General features: G+C 69.4%; 14 protein-coding genes and 1 tRNA gene. 6 read left to right on the top strand and 9 right to left on the bottom strand.

What is annotated here, in order from left to right; translation table 11 throughout:
- On the bottom strand, positions 1 to 1014 hold the full coding sequence (locus AC1DSZ_RS18090; protein WP_476839745.1) for a LacI family DNA-binding transcriptional regulator: 1014 nt from the start codon (positions 1012 to 1014) through the stop codon (positions 1 to 3).
- 163 nt (positions 1015 to 1177) lie between these two features.
- Here AC1DSZ_RS18090 and AC1DSZ_RS18085 point away from each other — a divergent pair, with 163 nt between their 5' ends.
- From AC1DSZ_RS18085 to AC1DSZ_RS18065, 5 genes are all read left to right on the top strand, one after another.
- A complete protein-coding gene (locus AC1DSZ_RS18085; protein WP_476839744.1) occupies positions 1178 to 2461 on the top strand; it encodes an ABC transporter substrate-binding protein in 1284 nt (427 codons plus the stop codon).
- Between the two features lie 360 nt (positions 2462 to 2821).
- Positions 2822 to 3832 (top strand): carbohydrate ABC transporter permease, encoded by a 1011-nt coding sequence (locus AC1DSZ_RS18080; protein ID WP_476839743.1) that lies wholly within the window; start codon positions 2822 to 2824, stop codon positions 3830 to 3832.
- Complete coding sequence (locus tag AC1DSZ_RS18075; RefSeq protein ID WP_476839742.1) at positions 3829 to 4881, top strand: carbohydrate ABC transporter permease; 1053 nt, start codon at positions 3829 to 3831, stop codon at positions 4879 to 4881. Before AC1DSZ_RS18080 ends, AC1DSZ_RS18075 begins: the two co-directional genes overlap by 4 nt.
- Positions 4881 to 5969: an ABC transporter ATP-binding protein gene (locus tag AC1DSZ_RS18070; RefSeq protein WP_476839741.1), complete on the top strand. Its 1089-nt coding sequence runs from the start codon at positions 4881 to 4883 to the stop codon at positions 5967 to 5969. Before AC1DSZ_RS18075 ends, AC1DSZ_RS18070 begins: the two co-directional genes overlap by 1 nt.
- Positions 5966 to 8305 carry a glycoside hydrolase family 31 protein gene (locus tag AC1DSZ_RS18065; protein ID WP_476839740.1) on the top strand — a complete coding sequence of 780 codons (2340 nt, stop codon included), beginning with the start codon at positions 5966 to 5968 and terminating at the stop codon, positions 8303 to 8305. The genes AC1DSZ_RS18070 and AC1DSZ_RS18065 overlap by 4 nt, the downstream gene beginning before the upstream one ends.
- 7 nt (positions 8306 to 8312) lie before the next feature.
- On the opposite strand, the gene AC1DSZ_RS18060 is transcribed toward AC1DSZ_RS18065, so the two are convergent.
- Together AC1DSZ_RS18060 and AC1DSZ_RS18055 are read right to left on the bottom strand one after the other, a co-directional pair.
- Entirely contained in the window at positions 8313 to 9998 is a 1686-nt protein-coding gene (locus AC1DSZ_RS18060) for an FAD/NAD(P)-binding protein (RefSeq protein WP_476839739.1), read from the bottom strand.
- A 151-nt stretch (positions 9999 to 10149) separates the two neighbouring features.
- Positions 10150 to 10224: transfer RNA gene (locus AC1DSZ_RS18055), tRNA-Gln, on the bottom strand.
- Positions 10225 to 10435: 211 nt separating this feature from the next.
- Between AC1DSZ_RS18055 and AC1DSZ_RS18050 the strand changes: the two genes are divergently transcribed.
- Positions 10436 to 11059, top strand: a complete 624-nt coding sequence (locus tag AC1DSZ_RS18050) for a glutathione S-transferase family protein (RefSeq protein ID WP_476839738.1) — start codon at positions 10436 to 10438, stop codon at positions 11057 to 11059.
- Between the two features lie 23 nt (positions 11060 to 11082).
- Here the strand turns inward: AC1DSZ_RS18050 and AC1DSZ_RS18045 are convergent, their stop codons facing one another.
- The 6 genes from AC1DSZ_RS18045 to AC1DSZ_RS18020 all read right to left on the bottom strand — a co-directional run bounded on the left by AC1DSZ_RS18045 (position 11083) and on the right by AC1DSZ_RS18020 (position 21406).
- Positions 11083 to 11826 (bottom strand): ABC transporter permease, encoded by a 744-nt coding sequence (locus tag AC1DSZ_RS18045; RefSeq protein ID WP_476839737.1) that lies wholly within the window; start codon positions 11824 to 11826, stop codon positions 11083 to 11085.
- Positions 11823 to 12761 (bottom strand): ABC transporter ATP-binding protein, encoded by a 939-nt coding sequence (locus tag AC1DSZ_RS18040; protein WP_476839736.1) that lies wholly within the window; start codon positions 12759 to 12761, stop codon positions 11823 to 11825. The genes AC1DSZ_RS18045 and AC1DSZ_RS18040 overlap by 4 nt, the downstream gene beginning before the upstream one ends.
- Positions 12758 to 13960: an ABC transporter permease gene (locus tag AC1DSZ_RS18035; RefSeq protein WP_476839735.1), complete on the bottom strand. Its 1203-nt coding sequence runs from the start codon at positions 13958 to 13960 to the stop codon at positions 12758 to 12760. The genes AC1DSZ_RS18040 and AC1DSZ_RS18035 overlap by 4 nt, the downstream gene beginning before the upstream one ends.
- 11 nt (positions 13961 to 13971) lie before the next feature.
- A complete protein-coding gene (gene osmF, locus AC1DSZ_RS18030; protein WP_476839844.1) occupies positions 13972 to 14844 on the bottom strand; it encodes a glycine betaine ABC transporter substrate-binding protein OsmF in 873 nt (290 codons plus the stop codon).
- 320 nt (positions 14845 to 15164) lie between these two features.
- The gene (locus AC1DSZ_RS18025; protein WP_476839734.1) at positions 15165 to 18299 is read right to left on the bottom strand and encodes an efflux RND transporter permease subunit; all 3135 of its coding nucleotides are present in this window, start codon (positions 18297 to 18299) and stop codon (positions 15165 to 15167) included.
- Positions 18296 to 21406 carry an efflux RND transporter permease subunit gene (locus tag AC1DSZ_RS18020; RefSeq protein ID WP_476839733.1) on the bottom strand — a complete coding sequence of 1037 codons (3111 nt, stop codon included), beginning with the start codon at positions 21404 to 21406 and terminating at the stop codon, positions 18296 to 18298. The genes AC1DSZ_RS18025 and AC1DSZ_RS18020 overlap by 4 nt, the downstream gene beginning before the upstream one ends.
- Between the last annotated feature and the right edge of the window lie 10 nt (positions 21407 to 21416).

The raw sequence follows: 21416 nt of genomic DNA, 5'->3' as shown, positions 1-21416 counted from the left end.
TCAGCGCCGCACGAGAGCGTGCGGCAGCAGGATCTCGCCGGCCGGCTCGCCCTGGCGCAAGCTGCGCAAGCATTCCACGATGCGGGGCCCGAACGCCGGGTAGGGCACCCGCACCGAGCTCAGCCACGGCGCGATCCAGCCGTTCAGCGCGTTGTCGTCGATCCCCACCGGCTCGCAGTCGCCCGGCACGCCGACGCCGCGCTCCAGCGCGGCCCGGTAGAGCCCGTAGGCCATGAGGTCGCTCGGGCACAGCACTCCGTCCGGCCACTCTTGCGCCGGCCCCAGCGCGCCCGCGGCCGCATAGCCGGCGTCCAGATGGTTGCTCCCCGCGCCGGCGACGATCCGCACGGCCAGGCCCGGCGCCTGAGCGGCGAAGCGCTCCACGAACCCCTCCACGCGGTCCCGGATGGTTGAGGACAGCTCCGCCGGATGGATCGCGGCTGGCCGCCGCACGCCGCGCGCCAGCAGATGGTCGGCCGCGTCCGCCCCGGCCTTGCGGTTGTCGATCCCCACGAAGGCGAGCCCCCCATAGGGGCTGCGCCGGTTCACGAACACGATCGGGTCGCCGCGCCCCACGGCTGCCTCGAGCTCCGGGCTCGCCACCGCGCTCACCACCACGAAGCCTTCCACGAAGCGCGACCGCATGGCGCGCAGATACTCGTCCTGCAGGTCCGGCCGGTCGTGGGTGTCGCACAGGATCATCACCGTGCCCGCGTCGCGCAGCGCCGCCTCCGTGGAGGCCGCGATGGCCGCCATGGCGGGGTTGTCGAGGTTGGGCGCCAGCATGGCGACGAGCTGGCTCTCGCCGCCGCGCAGGCTGCGGCCCACCGGGTTCGGCCGAAAGCCGCGCTCGGCTATCAGCCGCTGCACCCTCTCGACAGTGGCCGGGGAGGCGCGGTCCAGCGCGCCGTTGGCGATGCGCGACACGGTCGACACCGAAACCCCCGCCTCCGCGGCGATGTCGGCGAGGGAGGCGCGCGCGCCAATGCGTCTGTCCGGCTCGATTCTGCTCACGCGCAAGCCCTACCATCATGGGCGAGAGAGGCCCATTGACAGTTTAGGCAAACGTTTGCCAAACTCAACCGCGAAGCCGGGATCAGGCCCTTACAGGCCCATCCCGCGCGGACGATCCGCAACCGGCGCGCCAAGCCCGGACGGTTCCAGGGAGGAGAACGCCATGAAGACACATAGGTGGGCGCTCGGCTGCGCCCTGGCGCTGTCGCTGCTCGGCTCCACGGTCGCACAGGCCCAGACCACGCTGCGCATAATGTGGTACTCGGACGGCAACGAGGGCGAGGTCATGGCCGACCTGCTCAAGCGCTTCGAGGACAAGAACAAGGACATCAAGGTCGTTCTCGACAACGCGCCCTTCAAGGCGATCACCGAGACGCTGCCGGTCCAGCTCGCGTCCGGACAGGGCCCCGACATCGCCCGCATCACCGACATGGGCGGCCTCGCGCCCTTCCTGCTCGATCTGCGGCCACACCTCAAGGATGCCGCCACCTTCGAGAAGAACTACGGCCCCTTCCTGGAGTGGATGCGCGTCCCGGGAAACACCACCGCGATCCCCGGCTACATGACGCAGCTCACCGTCACGGGCCCCTTCGTCAACAAGACGCTGTTTGAGCAGGCCGGCGTGCCGATGCCTGGCCCGAAGGCGACCTGGGAGGAGTGGGCCAAGGCGCTGAAAACCGTCGCCGACAAGGTGAAGGCGCCGTTCCCGCTGGCGCTGGACCGCTCCGGCCACCGCTTCTTCGGCCTCGCGGTGTCGCAGGGCGCCAAGGTGGTGGACGCCAAGGGCGAGCCCGCCGTCGTCGACGAAGGCTTCAAGCGCGCCGCGCAACTCGTGGTCGACTGGCACAAAACCGGCGTGATGTCGAAGGAGCTCTGGGGCTCGGTGAGCGGCGCGGCCTATCGCGGCGCCAATGAGGAGTTCAAGAACGCCCAGGTGGTCATGTACGTCTCGGGCTCCTGGCAGATCGCCCAGTTCGACAAGACGGTCGGCGACGCCTTCGACTGGGTCGCGGTTCCGACGCCTTGCGGTCCGGCGAACTGCTCCGGCATGCCGGGCGGGGCCGGCCTCGTCGGCATCAAGGCCACCAAGAACCCGGCCGAGGTCGCGCGCCTGCTGGAATGGCTCGCCAGCGACGACGTGGTGAGCGAGTTCTACTCGCGCACGCTGTTCGTTCCCGGCAACCTCTCTGTGGCCAAGAAGGGCGTCGCCTATCCGAGCGCCAAGCCGCAGGCCGCCGCCGCCCTCAAGGTGTTCGGCGAGGCCGTCGCGGCCATCGATCCGGCCGCCTACAAGATCCAGGGCTGGACCAACAGCCGCATCGTCTTCAACGCCGCCATCAGCCGCATCGGCCAGGCGGTCTCGGGCGAGACGACCCTGGACGAAGCCTACAAGCGCATCGAAACCGACGTCGCCCAGCAGATCGCCGAGCGCGCCAAAAAGCAGTGACGAGCGTTGTCTCTGGTGGTGGCCGATAAGGCGACCGCAGTCGTCGCAACACCCTCGCCGTCATCCCCGGCGACCTGCGCAGCAGGTCGGGAAGGGGATCCGGAGCAATGGCTCTCACCCCTGTATCCCCGTCCCGGCGCTCCGCGCCGCCGGGGATGACGGAAGAGGATGTGCCCGATCGACTGGCGAGAAGCCGGACCGGCTGGGCCACCCTCCCGTCATTGCGAGCGGCAGCGAAGCAATCCAGCTGATGCCGGGCGTTTAGACTGGATTGCCTCGCCTCCGGCTCGCAATGACGGCGAGGCGCTGAGGTATATGAGCGAAAACAACGGCCGCAGCACAAGCAAGCGAACCGATCACATGACGCAACCCGCCCAACCACCCGCCCGCGCCCGCTCCTCCCTTTGGGAGGGGCTCGGCCTCGCGCTGGTGCGGCTCTTTGATCCGCCGATGCGGGCGTTGCAGCGCCTCATCGGGGTGGGGCGGATGCCGTATGTGTTCCTGCTGCCGAACGCGCTGTTCTTCGGCGTGTTCGTGTTCCTGCCCATCGGGATCAATATCGTGTTCTCGGTTACGGGCGGCACGGCGCTGTTTCCCTCGCAGCGGCCCTATGTGGGCGGCCAGCAATACGCCTACCTGCTGGAATGCGGCTCCTACCTGGAGCCCTCGACCTGCCGCGAGGACCATTTCTGGCGCGGGGTCGCCAACACGCTGAAGTTCACCGTGTTCCAGATGATCGCCATGGTGCTGTTCTCGCTGGCAGCCGCGCTGGTGCTGAACCGGCCCATCCGGGCGCGCGGCTTCTTTCGCGCCGTGTTCTTTTTCCCGGTGCTGCTGTCGCCGGTCGTGGTGGCGCTGATCTGGAAGTGGATCCTGCAGCGCGACGGCCTGCTCAACGCGGTGCTGACGACGGCCGGCGGCGAGAAAATCCTGTTCTTCGTGGACCCGGGTTGGGCCATGTTCTGGTCGGTCTTCGTGTCCGTCTGGGCCCATATGGGCTTCTACACGCTGATCCTGCTGGCCGGCCTTCAGGCCATTCCGCGTGACATCTACGAGGCGGCCGAGATGGACGGCACGCGCCCGTGGCGCACGCTGGTGCGCATCACGCTGCCGCTGCTCTGGCCGAACCTGCTGGTCGTGCTCGTGCTGGTGCTGATCCGCTCCGTCCAGGTCTTCGACGAAGTGTTCGTGCTCACCGGCGGCGGCCCCGGCACCGCCACCATGATGATCGTGCAGTACATCTACACCACCGCCTTCGCCAACCAGGTGCAGAACTTCGGCCTTGCGGCCGCCGCCTCCGTGCTGCTCGGCCTCGTGCTGTTCGGGCTCACGCTGCTGCAGCTCTATTTCACCCGCAGGAAAAGCGCATGACCGGCGTCGCCCGCCTGCTCACGGCCCGCCGTGGCGTCGGCCGGCTCCATTGGACCGATTGGGTGTCCTACGGCTTCCTGGCGCTCGCCGTGGTGCTGATGTTCGGCCCCGTGCTGTGGCTCGTCGTGTCGTCGTTCAAGACGCCCGCCGCTCTGCTGGAATTCCCGCCGACGCTTGCGCCGCTGGCCCAGAAGCAGGTGCGGGTGGAAGGTTACCCGCAGCCGCTGCCGCTCTTCTCTGTCTCGATGGAGGACGGCTCGGTTCGCCAGCTCGCCCAGGTGCGCCGCGTCGGCATCATCGCCCAGATGGTGGACCCCGCCAGCCCCGGCGCCACCGTGCGTGTTCCGGTCGACAAGCGCACGCCGGTGCGCGAGGTCGCGTTCGCCTTCGAGAACTACACCGAGCCGCTGGCCAAGTTCGACTTCCTCCGGTTTCTCGGCAACTCGCTGTTCGTCACCGTGGTGGCCACCCTGATCACGCTGGTGATCAACTCCATGGCGGCATACGCGCTCTCGATTTACGAGTTCAAGGGCAAGAGCCTGGCCATGCTTGGCGTGATCGGCACGCTGATGATCCCGATCACCATCATCCTGGTGCCGGTCTATCTCGTCGTCACCGAGATGGGGCTCGTGAACTCGCTCTGGGCCGTGATCCTCCCCGGCGCGGCGACGCCCACCGGCGTGTTCCTGCTGCGCCAGTACATGCTCACTATTCCGCGCGATCTCATTGAGGCGGCCCGCATGGACAAGGCCTCCGAGTGGCGCATCTACGCGCGCATCGTGGTGCCGCTGTCGCTGCCGGCTCTGGCGGTGCTCGCCATCTTCTCGATCATGTGGCGATGGAACGACTTCCTGTGGCCGCTGGCGGTGCTCACCAAGAGCGAGGTCCACACCCTGCAGATCGCCCTCAACGCCTTCCAGGGCGAGTTGCAGACGCAATGGCACTACCTGCTCGCCATGACGGTGGTGACGCTGGCGCCGGTCGCGATCGTGTTCGCGTTCCTGCAGCGCTTCATCACCACCGGCATCGCCAACACGGGAATGAAGTGATGGCCGGCCTCGAACTCAAAGCCATCCGCAAGGACTACGGCCCTGTCGCGGTGCTGAAGGGCGTTGACCTCACCATTGCGGATGGCGAGTTCGTGGTGTTCGTCGGCCCGTCCGGCTGCGGCAAGTCCACGCTTTTGCGCGTCATCGCGGGGCTCGAAACCGTCACCGGCGGGGCCGTGACGATCGATGGTCAGGACGTCACCCGCACGCCGGCCTCGGATCGCGGCCTCGCGATGGTATTCCAGTCCTACGCGCTCTACCCGCATATGAGCGTCTACGACAACATGGCCTTTGCGCTGGAGAACATGGGCGTCGCCAAGGCCGACATCGACGCCCGCGTGCGCCGCGCCGCCACGATGCTGCGGCTGACCGACTACCTCGCCCGCAAGCCCGGCGCGCTCTCGGGCGGGCAGCGCCAGCGCGTCGCCATCGGCCGCGCCATCGTGCGCGACCCCAAGATCTTCCTGTTCGACGAGCCGCTCTCCAACCTCGACGCCGAGTTGCGCGTCGCCACCCGCAAGGAGTTGGCAGCGCTCCACGCCGAGATCGGCGGCACGATGATCTACGTCACGCACGACCAGGTCGAGGCCATGACGCTGGCCGACCGCATCGTGGTGCTGAACGGCGGGCGCATCGAGCAGGTTGGCCGGCCGCTGGAGCTCTACAACGATCCCGCCAACCTGTTCGTGGCCGGTTTCATCGGCTCGCCGCGCATGAACCTGCTTCCGGCCGGGGTTGACCCGGACGGCGCGCTCACGCTCGCTGGCCGCGTTCTCTCGGGCGTGGCGCCCGGCGCCCAACTCGCAGGCGAGGCCGTGACGCTGGGCGTGCGGCCCGAGCATGTCGGCCTCTGCGCCGCCCCCGACGCCGACGCCACCGTGGCGGTGGATCTCGTCGAGCAGCTCGGCGGCGAGACGTTCCTGTACGCGTCCGGCCCGGACGATCTCAAGCTCACCATCCGCCTCGACGGCCAGGTCGGCGTCGGGCGCGGCGATATCCTGCCCGTGCGGTTCGACCGCGCGCGCCTGCACGTGTTCGACGCGGCCGGGCGCGCCCGGCCTCTCGTTGCCCCCCGGAGTCCCGCATGAAAGCCCTGACCCGCGCCCGCTATGCCGGGCGCGACGGCGTCTACGCCGTGTTCGCGCTCGACCATGGCGTCGAGATCCGCATCGGCCTTCTGGAGCCCGATCTCGGCCGCATGCTGATGCGCCGCAACGGCTTCTATCGGCTCGACCGCGGCTGGACGGTCGCGCCGGACGGCGGCGACGTGCCTTACGAGGGTCGGCCGCGCGATAACGTCTCCGGCTTCTCGTGCCCTGCCGCGAGCGTGACGGAACGCGACGGGGGCGTGGTGACGCTCGCAGGCGATCGGCTGCGCGCCGAGGTGACGCTGGAGCCCTTCGGCGTCGCCTGGTTCCGGGCCGGCGAAAGCGCACCCTTTCTGCAGGACCGCCGCACGCAGGCTTACTTCGTGTCGCGCAAGACCCACGCCTTCGTGCATCACGTGGAGCGCCATGAGCACGACCGGCATTACGGCCTAGGCGACAAGGCCGGGCCGCTGGACCGAACCGGCCGGCGCTTCCGCATCGACGCCGTCGACCCCTGCGGCTTCGACGCCGAGCTGAGCGACCCGCTCTACAAGATGATCCCCTTCGTGATCGTGGCCGGGCCGACAGGCGCGCACGGGATCTACTACGACAACGTCGCCACCGCCGAAGTCGACCTCGGGGCGACGCTCGACAACTACCACGGGCTGTTCCGCTCCTACCGCGCTGATGACGGCGACCTCGACGCCTATGTGTTCGCCGGGCCGGGCGTGCCGGACGTCGTGCAGGCCTTCTCGCGCCTCACCGGCGGCCACGCCTTCGGGCCGCTTTGGACGCTAGGCTTCGCCACCACCTCCATGGCGATCGCGGACGCGCCGGACGCGCATGCCCGCATCGCCGACTACATCGCCAAATGCGCCGAGCACAGCATACCCTGCGACAGCTTTCACTTCGGCTCCGGCTACACGATGATCGACGGCCGGCGCTACGCCTTCCACTGGAACCGGGACAAGTTCCCCGATCCCGAGGCGACGCTGAAGAGCCTCAACGACGCTGGGCTGCACCCGGTCACAAACCTGAAGCCCTGCCTGCTGGAGGATCATCCGCGCCTCGCCGAGTTGCGCGACGGCGGAGGGCTGGTGCTGGACGGCGAAACGCGCGAGCCGGCCGTGGCGCAGTTCTGGGACGGGCTCGGCTTCCACCTCGATTTCACCCACCCCAACGGCCGCGCCTGGTGGCGCGCCGGCATCAACAGCGCGCTGCTCAACAAAGGCGTCGTGACGGTCTGGAACGACAACAACGAATACGAGATCTGGGACGAGGACGCCGTTGCGCATGGCGACGGCAGGCCCTTCCCGCAGACGCTGGCGCGCCCGGCGCAGGCGCTGCTGATGACCAAGCTGTCGCGCGACGCGCAGGTCGCGCATGCGCCCGGCAAGCGCCCCTACGCGATCACGCGCGGCGGCGCGGCAGGCATCGGCCGCTATGGCCAGACCTGGTCCGGCGACAACGAGACCGCCTGGAAGACGCTCCGCTTCAACCTCACCCAGGGGCTCAACATGAGCCTCTCGGGCCTCTACGACATCGGCCACGACGTCGGCGGCTTCCACGGCCCCAGCCCCGGCCCGGAACTCCTCTGCCGCTTCGTCGAATTCTGCTCCTTCTGGCCTCGCTTCGTCATGAACTCCTGGAACACGGACGGTGTCACCACGCTGCCGTGGATGCACCCGGGCGTGATCCCGCCCATCCGCGAGGCCATCCGCCTGCGCTACCGGCTCGCGCCCTACCTGTACGCGTGCATGTGGCGCGCCGCGCTCACGGACGAGCCAGCCGTGCGCCCGCTCTTCTACGACTTCCCGCAGGATCCCGGCGCCGTCGCCACCGAGGACGCTTTCATGCTCGGCCCGGACCTCCTGGTCGCGCCAGTTCTGGAGGAAGGCGCCCAGACCCGCGCGGTGCGGCTGCCCGAACACGCCGACGGCTGGTACGCATTCCACGACGGCGCGCATCATGCGGGTGGGACGGTCGCGACCGTGGACGCATCGCTCGGCCGCGCGCCGCTCTTCGTGCGCGCCGGGGCCATGCTCCCGCTGGCTCAGCCGGGCGAACGCCTCGACCCCGCGCAGGATCGCGTCCGCGAGGTGGCGATCTATGGCGCGCCCACGGCTGCCGACGCGACGCTCTATGACGACGACGGCGACACAGCCGGCTGGCGAGACGGAGCCGGGAGGGTGACGCGGTTGAAGCTGCGGGACGGCAGCCTGTCCGCCACGGCCGAGGGCCGTTACGAGCCCGCCTGGCGCGAGATCCGCGTACGCTGCGTTGGCGGCGCCCTGCCGGAGCTGGCGCCGGATGGCCCCGTGCGCCTGATCCGCTGAGCGGCGCTCAGCCCTTGCTGGGCTGCTGCGTGGCGGCCAGCAGCACGAGGCCGTCGCTCATCAGCACCGGGCTCGTTTCGCCGACCTGCGCGATCAGCTCGCCCAGCGTGACCTCGAACGGCTCCGGCGCCGCCCTGAAATCCTCCAGGATGGCTTCGGCGGTCTCCTCGCCGATGGCCGCGCAACTCGTCAGGCCCTGGATGAACGGCCTCTCGTCGAGCAGGAACGGCAGGCTGCAGCACCAGACGTTGCGCATGGAATTGGGGCCGTCCACCAGCCTGAACGTCTCGTCGACCCGGATGGCGCGCCCGCCGGGATCGTCGCCGAGGTCGCGGTTGGCGAACAGCAGCGTCCGCAGCGTCGGGAAAGGAAACGCCTCGTCGCGCGCGGCCTCCTGGCCCGTGGCGTCGAAGATGCAGTCGAACGCCATGGCCGCGCCGCCCGAGACCACGCGCCCGCCCTGCGCCTTGCGCTCAAGGCGGTAGTCCGGATCGAGCTTCTCGAGATGGAGCACGCCGGCGTCACGCAGGGCGAGCAGCCGTTCCACCGAGCGCGGCGGAACGGCCGCGTAGTTGTCCACGAACACGCGCTTCAGCCCCATGTCGAAGCGGCGCATCTCGGTGTCGTCAAGCGCCGGAACGCACGCCCCGAACGCCTCGTGGCTGCGCAAGATCGCGTAGCGCCACGCCACAACGCGCTGGACCTTTGCGTTGCGGCGGACCTCTTCCAGGTTGCGCCGCGCCCACGCGAACGGGTCCGCCCCGTCGCGCTCGGCGAAATACGCGTCCGCGAAGCTGTCTGCATCCAGGCCGCCTAATCCGATGCGCTCGGCATAAGCCGGATCTTGCGCCGCCAGCATGGCCGCGAACGACCCGAACACGGCGTCCAGAACCTGCCCGGGCGGGCTGGCGTCCACCAAGCGGAGGACATCCGCCTCCGAGAAGCCTTCCGCCGGCGTGGTCGGCAGTGGGCAAAAGAAATCCGCCTCGGGCAGCCTGCCGCCACGCGACATCATCGTGACGCGCAGCGGCGCCGCATCCGGGAACGACTGGTAGCGCGCCCCCGCGAACAGGCCGCGCTGGCTCGCCATCGCGGTGGCGAGGTCGATCGCCGACAAGGACGACCCCAGGATCGCGACCTCCTGGACGTCGTCCTTCAGCGTCGTCAGCGCCTTGTGCGGATATTCCACGCTGAGATGCCCCGTCGCGATCACGAGCTTGTCGCAGGCGCAGCTCCAATGCGCGCCGTCCCGCTCGGCGACGATTCGGATCGCGGCCTCGAACGGAACGACGTCCTTGACCCGGGTGTTCGTAAGGACGCGCAAATCATGTCCCCGCGCCAGCGCCTCGTCCCGCAGCAGCGCCAGTTGCTCGGCGAAATAGGCGCCGAGCGCCACGCGGGGAAAGAAGTCCCGCTCGCCCAGGCGGTCGCGCTCCAGCCCCCACGCCGCGAGGGCTCCATCGGGGCGTCGCTTCATGTAGTCCAGCAGCGTCTCGACAACAGGCGGCAGCTCGACGCTGGCGATGTTGGCCAGCATCTCGACGGTGTTGAGCCGCGGATCATAGGGCGTCCCGACGCCGGCCTGCGGCCCCGCCTCGAACAGCAGCAGCGTCAACGGCCGCGGCTGCCGCACGAGGCTGCGCAGCGTGTAGATCGCCGTTGGCCCCGTACCGATGATCGCGACAGTCCGCACGCAACGCTCCACCCGGCCCTGAACCACGCGGAAACTATGCCGCTGAAGCTTGGTTCCAACCGAGGGGGTGCGGCCTTTTGGGCAAGCGCTACGCACAACATCACGCGGCGCGCCGAAGGCTCCGTGCAACTTGAACATGCTCAGGAAAATATGGCTGGGGCGGGAGGATTCGAACCTCCGCATGGTGGAATCAAAATCCACTGCCTTACCGCTTGGCGACGCCCCATCAGACTCATCGTCCGGCGCGGCGGACCATAGTGGGAGGCGCCATGGCGCGCAACGGGGGGAGGCGCGGTTTTGGCGCCGTTTGGGCGCGGCGAATGGGGCCGTGCGGGGCGGATCGTGACGGCCCATCGGCCGGCGGCGCTCGCGCTTGCTGCGGGCGCCCGCTCCGTTAGGGTCGCGCCCAGCCACGCCCACCATCCGGAGCACACGCCATGGCCGACGAACTCGTGTTCTACACCAACCCGATGTCGCGGGGGCGCATCGCCCGGTGGATGCTGGAGGAGGTGGGGCGGCCCTACCGCACCGAGATCCTGGACTACGGCACGACCATGAAGGCGGTTGAGTATCTCGCCGTGAACCCGATGGGTAAGGTTCCGGCCGTGCGCCACGGGCGGACGGTCGTGACCGAGGCGGCCGCGATCTGCGCCTATCTGGCGGACGTATTTCCGGGCTCGGGGCTCGCGCCGCCCCACGGCTCGCCGGAGCGCGGGCCATATTACCGTTGGATGTTCTTCGCCGCCGGTCCGGTCGAGGCGGCGGTGTCCAACAGGGCGCTGGGGTGGGCGGCGCCCGAGGGGCGCGAGCGCATGCTCGGCTATGGCCGTTTCGAGGACGCGATGACGGCGCTCGACTATGCGGTTTCGCAGAGCGACTACATCGCGGGCGATCGCTTCACGGCGGCGGACGTGTATGTCGGCTCACAGGTCGGGTGGGGGCTGGCCTTCGGGACCATCGAGAAGCGCCCCGCCTTCGAGCGCTACTGGGCGCGGGTGAGCGAGCGGGCAGCCTACCGGCGCGCGACCGAGATCGACGATGCGCTGATGCCGAAGGAGTAACCCGGCGCGCACGGGCTCCGGCTCTAGCGCCTCACGCCGAGCCGGCGCAGCGCGATGCGCTCCAGCGCCGTCATCGCATCGTAGATCAGCACCGCCATCACGCCCACCACCAGCCCGCCCTGCAGGATGAAGGCGGTGTTGTCCGACAACAGCCCGGCAATGATGACTTCGCCAAGCCCCTTGGCGGCCACCGTGGAGCCAATCGTGGCGGTGCCGATCGCGATCACGGTGGAAAGGCGCACACCCTCCAGGATCTGCGGCGCGGCGAGCGGCAGCTCGATTTTCAACAGGCGCTGCAAGCCGCTCATGCCCGCGCCTTTGGCCGATTCCACCACGGCCGCCGAAACCTGCTGCAGCCCGCTGAGGGTGTTTTCAAAAATCGGCAGCAACCCGTAGACGAACAGCGCGATCAGCGTCGGCGCCTGCCCGAAACCGACCAGCGGCGCCGCCACCGCCAGCACGGCGACGGGCGGAAAAGTCTGGCCGATATTCACGATGGCGCGCGACAGCGGCAGGAATTCGGCCCCCGCCCGGCGGGTCACCAGCACGCCCAGCGCGATCGCCACGGCGGCGCTCGCGACGGTGGCCACCGCAACGAGTTCGAGATGCGCGACCGCGAGGTCGAGCAAGGAGGCCTGGGCGTAGATCGGCGGCGCGCCGTTCTGCGTCAGCGGCGCGAACACGGGCGCGAAGCTTTGCGGCGCTAGCAAGAAGGCGAGCAGCAGCACGAGCGCGACGATGCGCGGCGCCAGCGCCAGCGCGCTCATGCGCCGCGCCCAAGCGCGAGAATGCGGCGCAGCGAGAGGCGCCCGGGCGGCGCCCCCGCCTCGCCGCTCACCGCCGCCGCATCGGCCCCCCGCCAGATCAGCTCCGCAAGAGCGTCGCGCAGGTTGGCGTCCGGCGCGATCGGGGGAAGGCCGGCCGTGTCGCCGGGCTCCGCGGCGTCGCGCGCGGTCTTGAGGGACAGCGCCCGCAGCGCCCGGTCGGAGGAGCCGATCAGCCGCGATACGTAATCGTTGGCCGGGCGCAGCAGCAGGTCCTCGGGCTTGCCATATTGCTGCAGCTTGCCGCCGCTCATCACCGCAATGGCGTCGCCGAGGTGAAACGCCTCCTCCATGTCGTGCGTCACGAGAAGGATGGTGGTTTCGAAGCGCCGCTGGATGGCCTTGACGTCGTCCTGCGCCTTGACGCGGATTATGGGATCCAGCGCGCCGAAGGGCTCGTCCATCAGCAGGATGTTGGGCCCGGCCGCCAGGGCGCGCGCCACGCCGACGCGCTGCTGCTCGCCGCCGGAAAGCTCGTCCGGGTATTTGCCCGCGAAAAGGGCGGGATCGAGCTGGAGAGCCTCCAGGAGCTCCGCCACGCGGGCGCGGATCCTGACTTTCGGCCAGCCGAGCAGCGTCGGTACGGTGGCGACGTTCTGCGCCACGGTGCGGTGCGGAAACAGGCCGTGGCCTTGGATGGCGTAGCCGATGCCGCGGCGCAGGATGGGGCCGGGAATGGACGCGACATCCCGCCCGTCGATCAGCACCCTCCCGGCCGTGGGCTCGACCAGGCGATTGACCATGCGCAGCAGCGTCGACTTGCCGGAGCCCGATTGGCCGACCACCACCGTGAAGGATCCCGGCTGGATCTGCATGGAGACGTCCGACACCACGTCGACTTCGCCGTAGCGCTTGGTGAGGTTTCCGAGCTCGATCATGCCGGGCGCCTGCCGAGTGCGTCGACAGCGGCATCCAGCAGCACCGCGGCCGCGAACGCCATCGCGACCGTGGGGGCTGCGCCGAGCAGCACGAGGTCGATGGCGGTCTGGCCGACGCCTTGGAAAACGAAGGTCCCGAGCCCGCCGCCGCCGATCAGCGCCGCGATGGTGGCGAGGCCGATGTTTTGCACCAGCACCACTCGCACGCCGGCGAGGATTACCGGCAGGGCGAGCGGGATTTCGATGCGGGCGAGGATCTGCCGACGCGTCATGCCCATACCGGCGGCGGCGTCCACCACGGTGGCGGGCACGCGGCCAAGTCCCAGCGCCGTGTTGGCCGTCACGGGCAGCAGCGCATAGAGGGTCAGGGCGAGCAGCGCCGGCGCGGCGCCGATGCCGCGGATGCTGAGCTCCGCCGCCCAGGGCTGCGTGCGGCCGAGCCAGGCGAGCGGCCCCATCAGGAGGCCGAACAGCGCGATGCTCGGGATCGTCTGCACGATGTTGAGGAACGGCAGCGCGACTCCGCGCAGGCGGGGCCGGAGGGCGCAAAGCGCGCCGAGCGGGGCACCGATCAGGATCGCGGCCGCCACGGAGCCGCCGGCGAGCAGCAGGTGCTGGCGCACTTCGCGCCCGAACACGTCCGCCCGAGACGCATATTCGCGCATCACCGAGAGCTGGTCGAAGAGGCCGGAGCGAAACGCCAGCACGGTCACGGCGGCGGCGCTCGCGAGGGCGGCCATGCGTACCAGCGGCGAAAGCCGCAATCGGGCCAGCGCGTCGGTGGCGAGAAGCGCCAGCGCGAGCAGCAGCAGCCAGGCGCCGCCCCCGGGCGCGACCCGGGCGAAGCGGTCGCCCGGAGGCGTCAGCCAGCCGGCCCCGAAGCCGAGCGCCAGCGCCACGGCGGCGACGCCCAGCAGCGCGGCGGAGAGCCGAACGGGTGGCCGCCGGTCCAGAAGCGCCACCGCGGCGACCAGCGCCAGCACGGCGAGAAACGCCGCCGCGAGGGCCGGCCCGAGCGCGTCGGCCAGCGTCTTGGTTGCGCCCGCCGCGATGCGGTTGGCCTTGAACACAAGAAAGGGCAGGGCCGCGAGCCCGCCGCCTCCCAGGGCGATTAGCAGGAGGCCGAGGCGGTCCAGGCGGGCCAGGACGCCTGTCCCATCCTGGTGCGATGGCGCCGCGGCGGCCCGTTGCGTCGCCATCGCGTCGCGCCTTACTTCTTCAGAAAGCCCTTGGATTTCAGGTATTCCTCCGCGACCGCCTTGGCGGGCTCGCCGCCCACCTGAATGCGGGCGTTCAGGTCCTGCAGCGTCTCGCGGGTGAAGCTCTCGAACACGGGCTTCAGCCACTCGGCGATCTTCGGGTTCTCCTTCAGCACGGCCTCGCGGATGATCGGGGCGGGCGCATAGACGGGCTGGTCGTTCTTGTCGTCGTCCATGACCACGAGCCCCGAGGCAGCGACGCCGCCGTCGGTGCCGTACGCCATGGCGGCGTTGACGCCGTTCGTCTGGTCGGCCGCCGCCTTGATGGTCGCGGCCGTGTCGCCGCCCGAGAGCACGACGAGTTGTTCGGGCTTCATCGTAAAGCCGTAGGTCTTGCCGAAGGAGGGCAGGGCCGCCGGCGAGTTCACAAATTCGGCCGAGCCCGCGAGCTTTGCGGCGCCGCCGCCCGAAACCCACTTGCCGAAGTCGCTCATGGTCTTCAGCTTGGCCTTGTCGGCCACATCCTTGCGCACCGCGATCGCCCAGGTGTTATTGGCCGGCGCGGGCGTGAGCCAGACGATTTTGTTGGCGTCGTAGTCGAGCTTCTTGGCCAGTTCGTAGCCCTTGGCGAGGTCTTTCCAGGCGCCGTCCTCGGCCTTGTTGAAGAAGAAGGCCGCGTTGCCGGTGTATTCCGGGTAGATGTCGATCTCGCCCGAAATGATCGCATTGCGCACCACCGGCGTGCCGCCCAATGTGAGGCGGTCCTGCGTCTTGACGCCATTCGCCTCCAGGACGATGCGAATGACGTTGCCGAGCAGCGTCGCCTCGGTGTCCAGCTTGGAGGACACGACGACGTCGGCCTTGGCTGCGCCGGCGGCGCCCATCGCCAGTCCGAACGCCACGGCGGCGATTGTGCTGAATTTGATCATGGAAGCCCTCGTTGTCGTAATCCGCCTCAGGCCCCCGCCGCCTCAAGTTTGGCTGGCCGAAACGATACGGGTCAAGAGCCGCGCTGGATTGGCGCTGGCCCGCTCGGGGCTGTGAACTCGGTCACACACGTAAAGGCTGCATCGTGGTCCAATGATTGCGCCGAAAGGCGATCTTCTCGACTTCCCTCCGAGGAGCTCTCTTCACTCCGAAGGCTCCGACTTCCCGCCGGCCCCGCGCCGGCGGGTTTTTTCGTGATCGTCACGGGGCCGCGCCCCTAGGCCACGGCGCTTTCCGGCCGGGGTTCGCCATCGGCGGCGCGCAGCCTGGCGGGCGTGCGCCTGCGGCGATGGATCTTATCCATCAGCAGGTAGATCACCGGCGTCGTGTAGAGCGTCAGCAACTGCGACACGATCAGCCCGCCCGCGATGGTGACGCCCAGCGGGCGGCGCAGTTCGGAACCCGGGCCGGTCGCCAGGATCAGCGGCACGGCGCCGAGCAGGGCGGCGAGCGTGGTCATCAGGATGGGCCGGAACCGCTCGAGGCAGGCCTCGTGAATGGCGTCCAGCGGCGCCAGCCCGCGCCGGCGCTCGGCGTCGAGCGCGAAGTCGACAAGCATGATGCCGTTCTTCTTCACGATGCCGATCAGCAGGATCACGCCGATGAAGGCGATCACGGACAGCTCCATCCCGGTGATCTTGAGCGCCAGCAGCGCCCCCAGTGCGGCAGATGGCAGCGTCGACAGGATGGTGAGCGGATGCGCGAGGTCCTCGTACAGGATGCCGAGCACGAGGTAGACGGCGATCAGCGCTATGCCGACCAGCACGGGCTGCGACCCGGCGCTCTGCGCGAAGGCCTTGGCGTCGCCCGCGAACTCGGCGTGCAGAGTGTCGGGTAAGTGCATCTCGGCGACCGCGGCCAGGATGCGGCTCTGCGCGTCGGCGGCCAGCACCCCCGGAGCCATGTCATACGTGATGGTGGCGGCCGGGAACTGGCCCTGGTGGTTGACGACCAGCGGGGCGAGGCCGCGCTCCACCGTGGCGACGGACGAGAGCGGCACGAGCCCGCCGCCGCTCGCCGGAACATAGATGGCCGACAGGTCCCCCGGATCGCGCTGGAAGCGCTGCTCCACCTCCATGACGATGCGGTATTGGTTGCGCTGCGAGTAAATGGTTGAGATCTGCCGCTGCGCGAAGGCGTTGTTCAGGGCGTTGTCGATGTCCTGGATCTTGACGCCAAGGCGCGAGGCGGTCGGCCGGTCGATCACCACATTGGCCTGCAGCCCGTTGGGCTGGCGGTCCGTGGACACGTCCACGAGGCCCTCAACGGCCTTGATCTTGTCCAGCACCCGCGGGGCCCAGGCGATCAGCTCGTCATAGTCCGGCGTCCACAGTGTGAACTGGTTGGGCGAGTTGCCCTGCCGCCCGCCCACGCGCACGTCCTGGCTGGCGAACAGGAACACGCGGATACCCGCGACCTCGGCGAGCTTCTTGCGCAGCCGATCGATCACCAGCGGGGTCGCCAACCCGTCGCGCTCGGCCTGCGGCTTCAGGCTCACATACATCTGGCCCTGGTTCACCGAGCCCGACCAGCCGCTCGCCCCGACCGAGGAGCCGATGCCCACCACGGCGGGGTCGGCCTGCACGATGGCGGCGACGCGCTCCTGCAGGTCCAGCATCGCCGGGAACGAGATGTCGGTCGACGCTTCCGTGAAGCCGAACAGGAGGCCGGTGTCGTCCTGCGGGAAAAAGCCCTTGGGCGTCTTGATGAACAGGTTCACGGAGGCCGCGATGGTGGCGAGCAGGATCAGCACCGCCAGGAACTTCTGCCGCAGCACCACCGCGAGCGTCGCCGCGTAAAAGCGCACCAGCCCGGCCAGCGCGCCTTCCACCACCCGGTCCACGAGCCTGCCCCGGTCCTGCGCGGGCGGGCTCTTGCTGCGCGCGCAGATCATCGGCGTGACGGTGAGCGACACCACGGTCGAGATCACGATCGTGAAGGCCAGCGTCATCGCGAACTCGCGGAACAGCTTGCCGAGTACGCCGCCCATCATGAACAGCGGCAGGAACGCGGCCAGCAGCGACACGCTGATCGACACCACCGTGAACCCGATCTGCCGCGCCCCCTCGATGGCGGCCTGCAGCGCCGAGAGCCCGGCCGCGCGGTTGCGGTCGTAGTTCTCGATCATCACGATGGCGTCGTCGACCACGAACCCCACCGACACCGCCAGCGCCATAAGCGAGATGTTGTCGAGCGAAAAACCCGCCGCCCACATGCACGCGCAGGCTCCGGCCAACGAGAGAGGCACCGTCACGCCGGCCGCCATGGTCGGCGTGAGCCTGCGCAGGAACACGAGCACCACCAGCATCACGAGGCCCACCGTGGCCGCGAGCGTCCACTGCATGTCGTCCACGCTGGCGCGGATCGTCACCGTGCGGTCGGACAGGATGTCGACCTTGATGCCCGCCGGCACCCAGCGGCCGAGCTCCGGCAGCAGCGCCTTGATCTGGTCCACGGTCGCGATGACGTTGGCGTCGGCCTGCTTGGTGATGTTGAGCAGCACGGCGGGCTTGCCGTTGTAGCTCGCCGCCGAGCGCCGGTTGCGCGTGCCGGCCTCCACGGTCGCGATATCGCCGAGCCGCACGCTGACGCCGTTGAGCGTCTTCACCAGCAGCCGCGCGACGTCGTCGGGCTTGGCGAGTTGCGCATTGGTCGCGATAGCCAGCATGCGCTCGTCGCCATCAATGGAGCCGATCGGCGCCAGTGCATTTGCCGCCACGATGGCGCTACGCACGGTCTCCATCGAGACCCCCATGGCGGCGAGCCGCGACGGATCGATCCGCACCCGGATCGCCGGCTGCTCGGCGCCCGACACGCTGACGTCGCCGACCCCGCTCACCTGCGCGATGCGCTGCGCGATCACGCTGTCGGCCGCGTCGTAGACGGCGCTGGGCGCCATGGTGTCGGAGGTCAGCGCCAGGATCAGGATCGGCGCGGCCGCCGGGTTCATCTTGCGAAAGGTCGGGAGCGTCGGCAGGTCGCCCGGCAGGTCCGTGGCGGCCGCGTTCAGCGCCGCCTGCACGTCGCGCGCCGCTCCGTCCACGCTGCGGTTGGCGTCGAACTGCACCACGATGCTGGTCTGCCCCAGCGACGAGCGCGACGTGATCTCGGTGACGCCCGCGATCTCGCCCAGCCGCCGCTCCAGCGGGGCCGCCACGGTCGCCGCCATCGTGGTCGGGTCCGCGCCGGGCCGGCTCGACGCCACCCGGATGGTCGGCAGGTCCACGGTGGGCAGGCTGGACACGGGCAGCAGGTGGTAGGCCGCCAGCCCGGCGATCAGCAGCCCGAGCGCCATGAGTGTCGTGCCGACCGGCCGCCGGATGAAGGGTTCGGAGATGCTGAAGCCGCTCATGACCGGGCTTCCCGGGTCGCCAGCGGCGCCCCGCCGAGCCGCAGCCGCAGGCGCTCCAGCGCCAGATAGATCACCGGCGTGGTGTAGAGCGTGATCAGCTGGCTGAGCAGCAGGCCGCCGACGATGCTGATGCCCAGCGGATTGCGCAGCTCGGAGCCGACGCCGCTCTCCAGCGCCAGCGGCAGGGCGCCGAACAGGGCCGCCAGCGTGGTCATCATGATCGGCCGGAAGCGCAGCAGGCACGCCTTGGTGATGGCCTCGCGCGGCGAGAGCCCGTCCTGGCGCTCGGCGTCCAGCGCGAAGTCGATCATCATGATCGCGTTCTTCTTCACGATGCCCATCAAGAGCACGATGCCGATCAGCGCGACGATGGAGAGATCCTGCCCGGTGAGGCGCAGCGCCAGCAGCGCGCCGACGCCCGCGGAAGGGAGCGTCGACAGGATCGTGATCGGGTGAATGGCGCTCTCGTAGAGCACGCCCAGCACGATGTAGATCGTCACCACGGCGGCCAGGATCAGCCAGGGCTGCCCGGCCAGCGAGCGCGCGAACTCGGCCGCCTCGCCCGAATAGCGGCCGGAAACGCCGGCCGGGGCGCCGAGCTCAACTTCCACCCGCCCGATCGCCGCCACGGCGTCGCTGAGCGACGAGCCGGGCGCGAGATCGAAGCTGATGGTCTCGGCCGGGAACTGCTCCTCGTGCTGCACCACCAGCGGCGCAGTGCGCTGGCGGACGGTCGCGATGGCGGACATCGGCACCTGTGCGCCCGCGCTCGTGGAGAGGTAGAGCTTGCCGATCGACGCGCTGTCTTGCTGGTAGCGCGGCTGCGCCTCCAGGATTACGCGGTACTGGTTGGACTGGGCGTAGATGGTGGAGATCTGCCGCTGCCCGAAGGCGCTGTTCAGCGTGTCGTTGACGGTCTGCATCGAGACGCCAAGCCGGGCGGCGGCGTCGCGGTCGACCTCCACGAACAACTGCCCGCCGCCTTCGCCGCCCTCCGTCGCGACATCGCGCAGCGCCGGCTCGTCGCGCAGCCGCCCGGCCAGCCGCGCCGCCCAGCCGGTCACCTCGGCCGGGTCCGCGCCCGTGAGGGTGTACTGGTAGGCCGCCCGGCTGGCGCGCGTGGTGATCTGCACGTCCTGCACGAGCTGGAACGACACCCGCGCGCCCGGGATGGACGCAGTACGCGCCTTCAGCCGCTCGATGATCGCCTCGGCGTCCGCGCTGCGCCGGTCGCGGGGCTTCAGCGTGACGGTGAGCCGGCCAGTGTTGGGTGTCAGGTTGGAGGGACCGACGCCTGCCACGGCGGCCACGCCGGAGACGTCGGGGTCGGCCCGGATCGCCTCCGCGGCCAGGATCTGGGCCCGCTGGATGGCCGCGAAGGAGGCCGTCGGCTCGCCCTGCGCGATCGCGGTGACCAGCCCGGTGTCCTGCTGCGGCAGGAAGCCCTTGGGCATGGCCACGTAGAGCCACAAGGTTGCGCCCAGCGTCGCGAAGGTGATGAGCAGCATCAACCCCGACCGGCGCAGCGCCCATTCGAGGCTGCGGCCATAGCCGGCCGTCACGCCATCGAACAGCGCGTTGAACCCGGCCGCGATCCGTCCTGGCCGCCGCGCGGTCTCGTGTCCGCTCGAAGGCCTTAGCAGCCGCGCGCACATCATCGGCGTCAGCGTCAGCGACACGATCGCGGAGGCCACCACCGCAACCGTGAGCGTGAGCGCGAACTCGCGGAACATGCGCCCGACAATGCCGGTCATGAACAGCAGCGGGATGAACACCGCGATCAGCGACAGCGTCAGCGACACCACCGTGAAGCCGATCTCTCGCGCGCCCTCCAGCGCCGCCTCGAAGGGCGGCTCGCCCCGCTCGATATGGCGCACGATGTTCTCGATCATCACGATTGCATCGTCGACCACGAAGCCGGTGCCGATCGTGAGCGCCATCAAGGACAGGTTGTCGAGGCTGAAGCCCGCGAACCACATCACCCCGAACGTCGCGATCAAAGACAGCGGCAGCGCGACGCCCGCGATGATGGTGGCCCGCACGGTGCGCAGAAACAGCAGCACCACGAGCACCACGAGCCCGACGCTGAGCGCCAGCGTGAACTGCACGTCCTTGATGGACGCCCGGATCGTGCCGGTGCGGTCGTGGATCACGGCCAGCGTCACGTCCGCGGGCAGCACGCGCTGCAGACGCGGCAACTCCGCCTGCAGCCGCCGCACGGTCTCGACCACATTGGCCCCCGGCTGGCGCTGGATGTCGATAATGATCGCCGGCTGGCCGTTGCTCCAGCCCGCCACCTTGGCGTTTTCCAGCCCGTCCACCACCTCGGCGACGTCGCGCAGCAGCACCGGGGCGGCGTTGCGATAGGCGATCACGACGTCCCGGTAGGCCGCCGCGCTGGTCACCTGGTCGTTGGCCGCGATGGTGTAGGACTGGTGCGCGCCATCCAGCGAGCCCTTCGGGCCGGCCACGTTAGCGTTCACGATGGCGACCCGCAGGTCGTCCATGCCGATGCCATAGGACGCGAGGCGCTGCAGGTCCGCCTGGATGCGGATCGCCGGCCGGACGCCGCCCTGCACAGAGACGTGGCCGACGCCCGTGATCTCGCTGAGGCGCTGCGAAAGCAGCGTATCCGCCATGTCGCTGAGCTGGCGCACGCCGTAAGTGGGCGAACTCAGCGTCAACGTCAGAATCGGTGCGTCGGCGGGGTTCACCTTGGAATAGACCGGCGGGTAGGGAAGCGTCTTGGGCAGCGTCGACGCGGCGGCGTTGATGGCCGCCTGAACGTCCTGTGCGGCGGCGTCGATGTCGCGGTCGAGGCTGAACTGCAGTGTCACCTGGCTGATGCCGAACGCCGAAGACGACGTCATGGTGGAGAGCGACGGGATCTGCCCCATCTGCCGCTCCAGCGGCGCCGTCACCAGCGCCGCCACGGTCTCGGGATTTGCGCCCGGCACCTGCGTGGTGACCTGGATGGTAGGAAAATCCACCTGCGGCAGCGATGACACCGGCAGGCTGAAATAGCCCATTACGCCGCCGATCAGCACCGCCAACCCCAACAGCGAGGTCGCAATCGGCCGCCGAATGAAGGGCGACGAGATGCTCACGGCGCCGGAT

It is taken from the genome of Alsobacter sp. P4_H11 (genome assembly GCF_056400925.1).
This window is presented reverse-complemented; position numbering and strand designations above follow the sequence as displayed.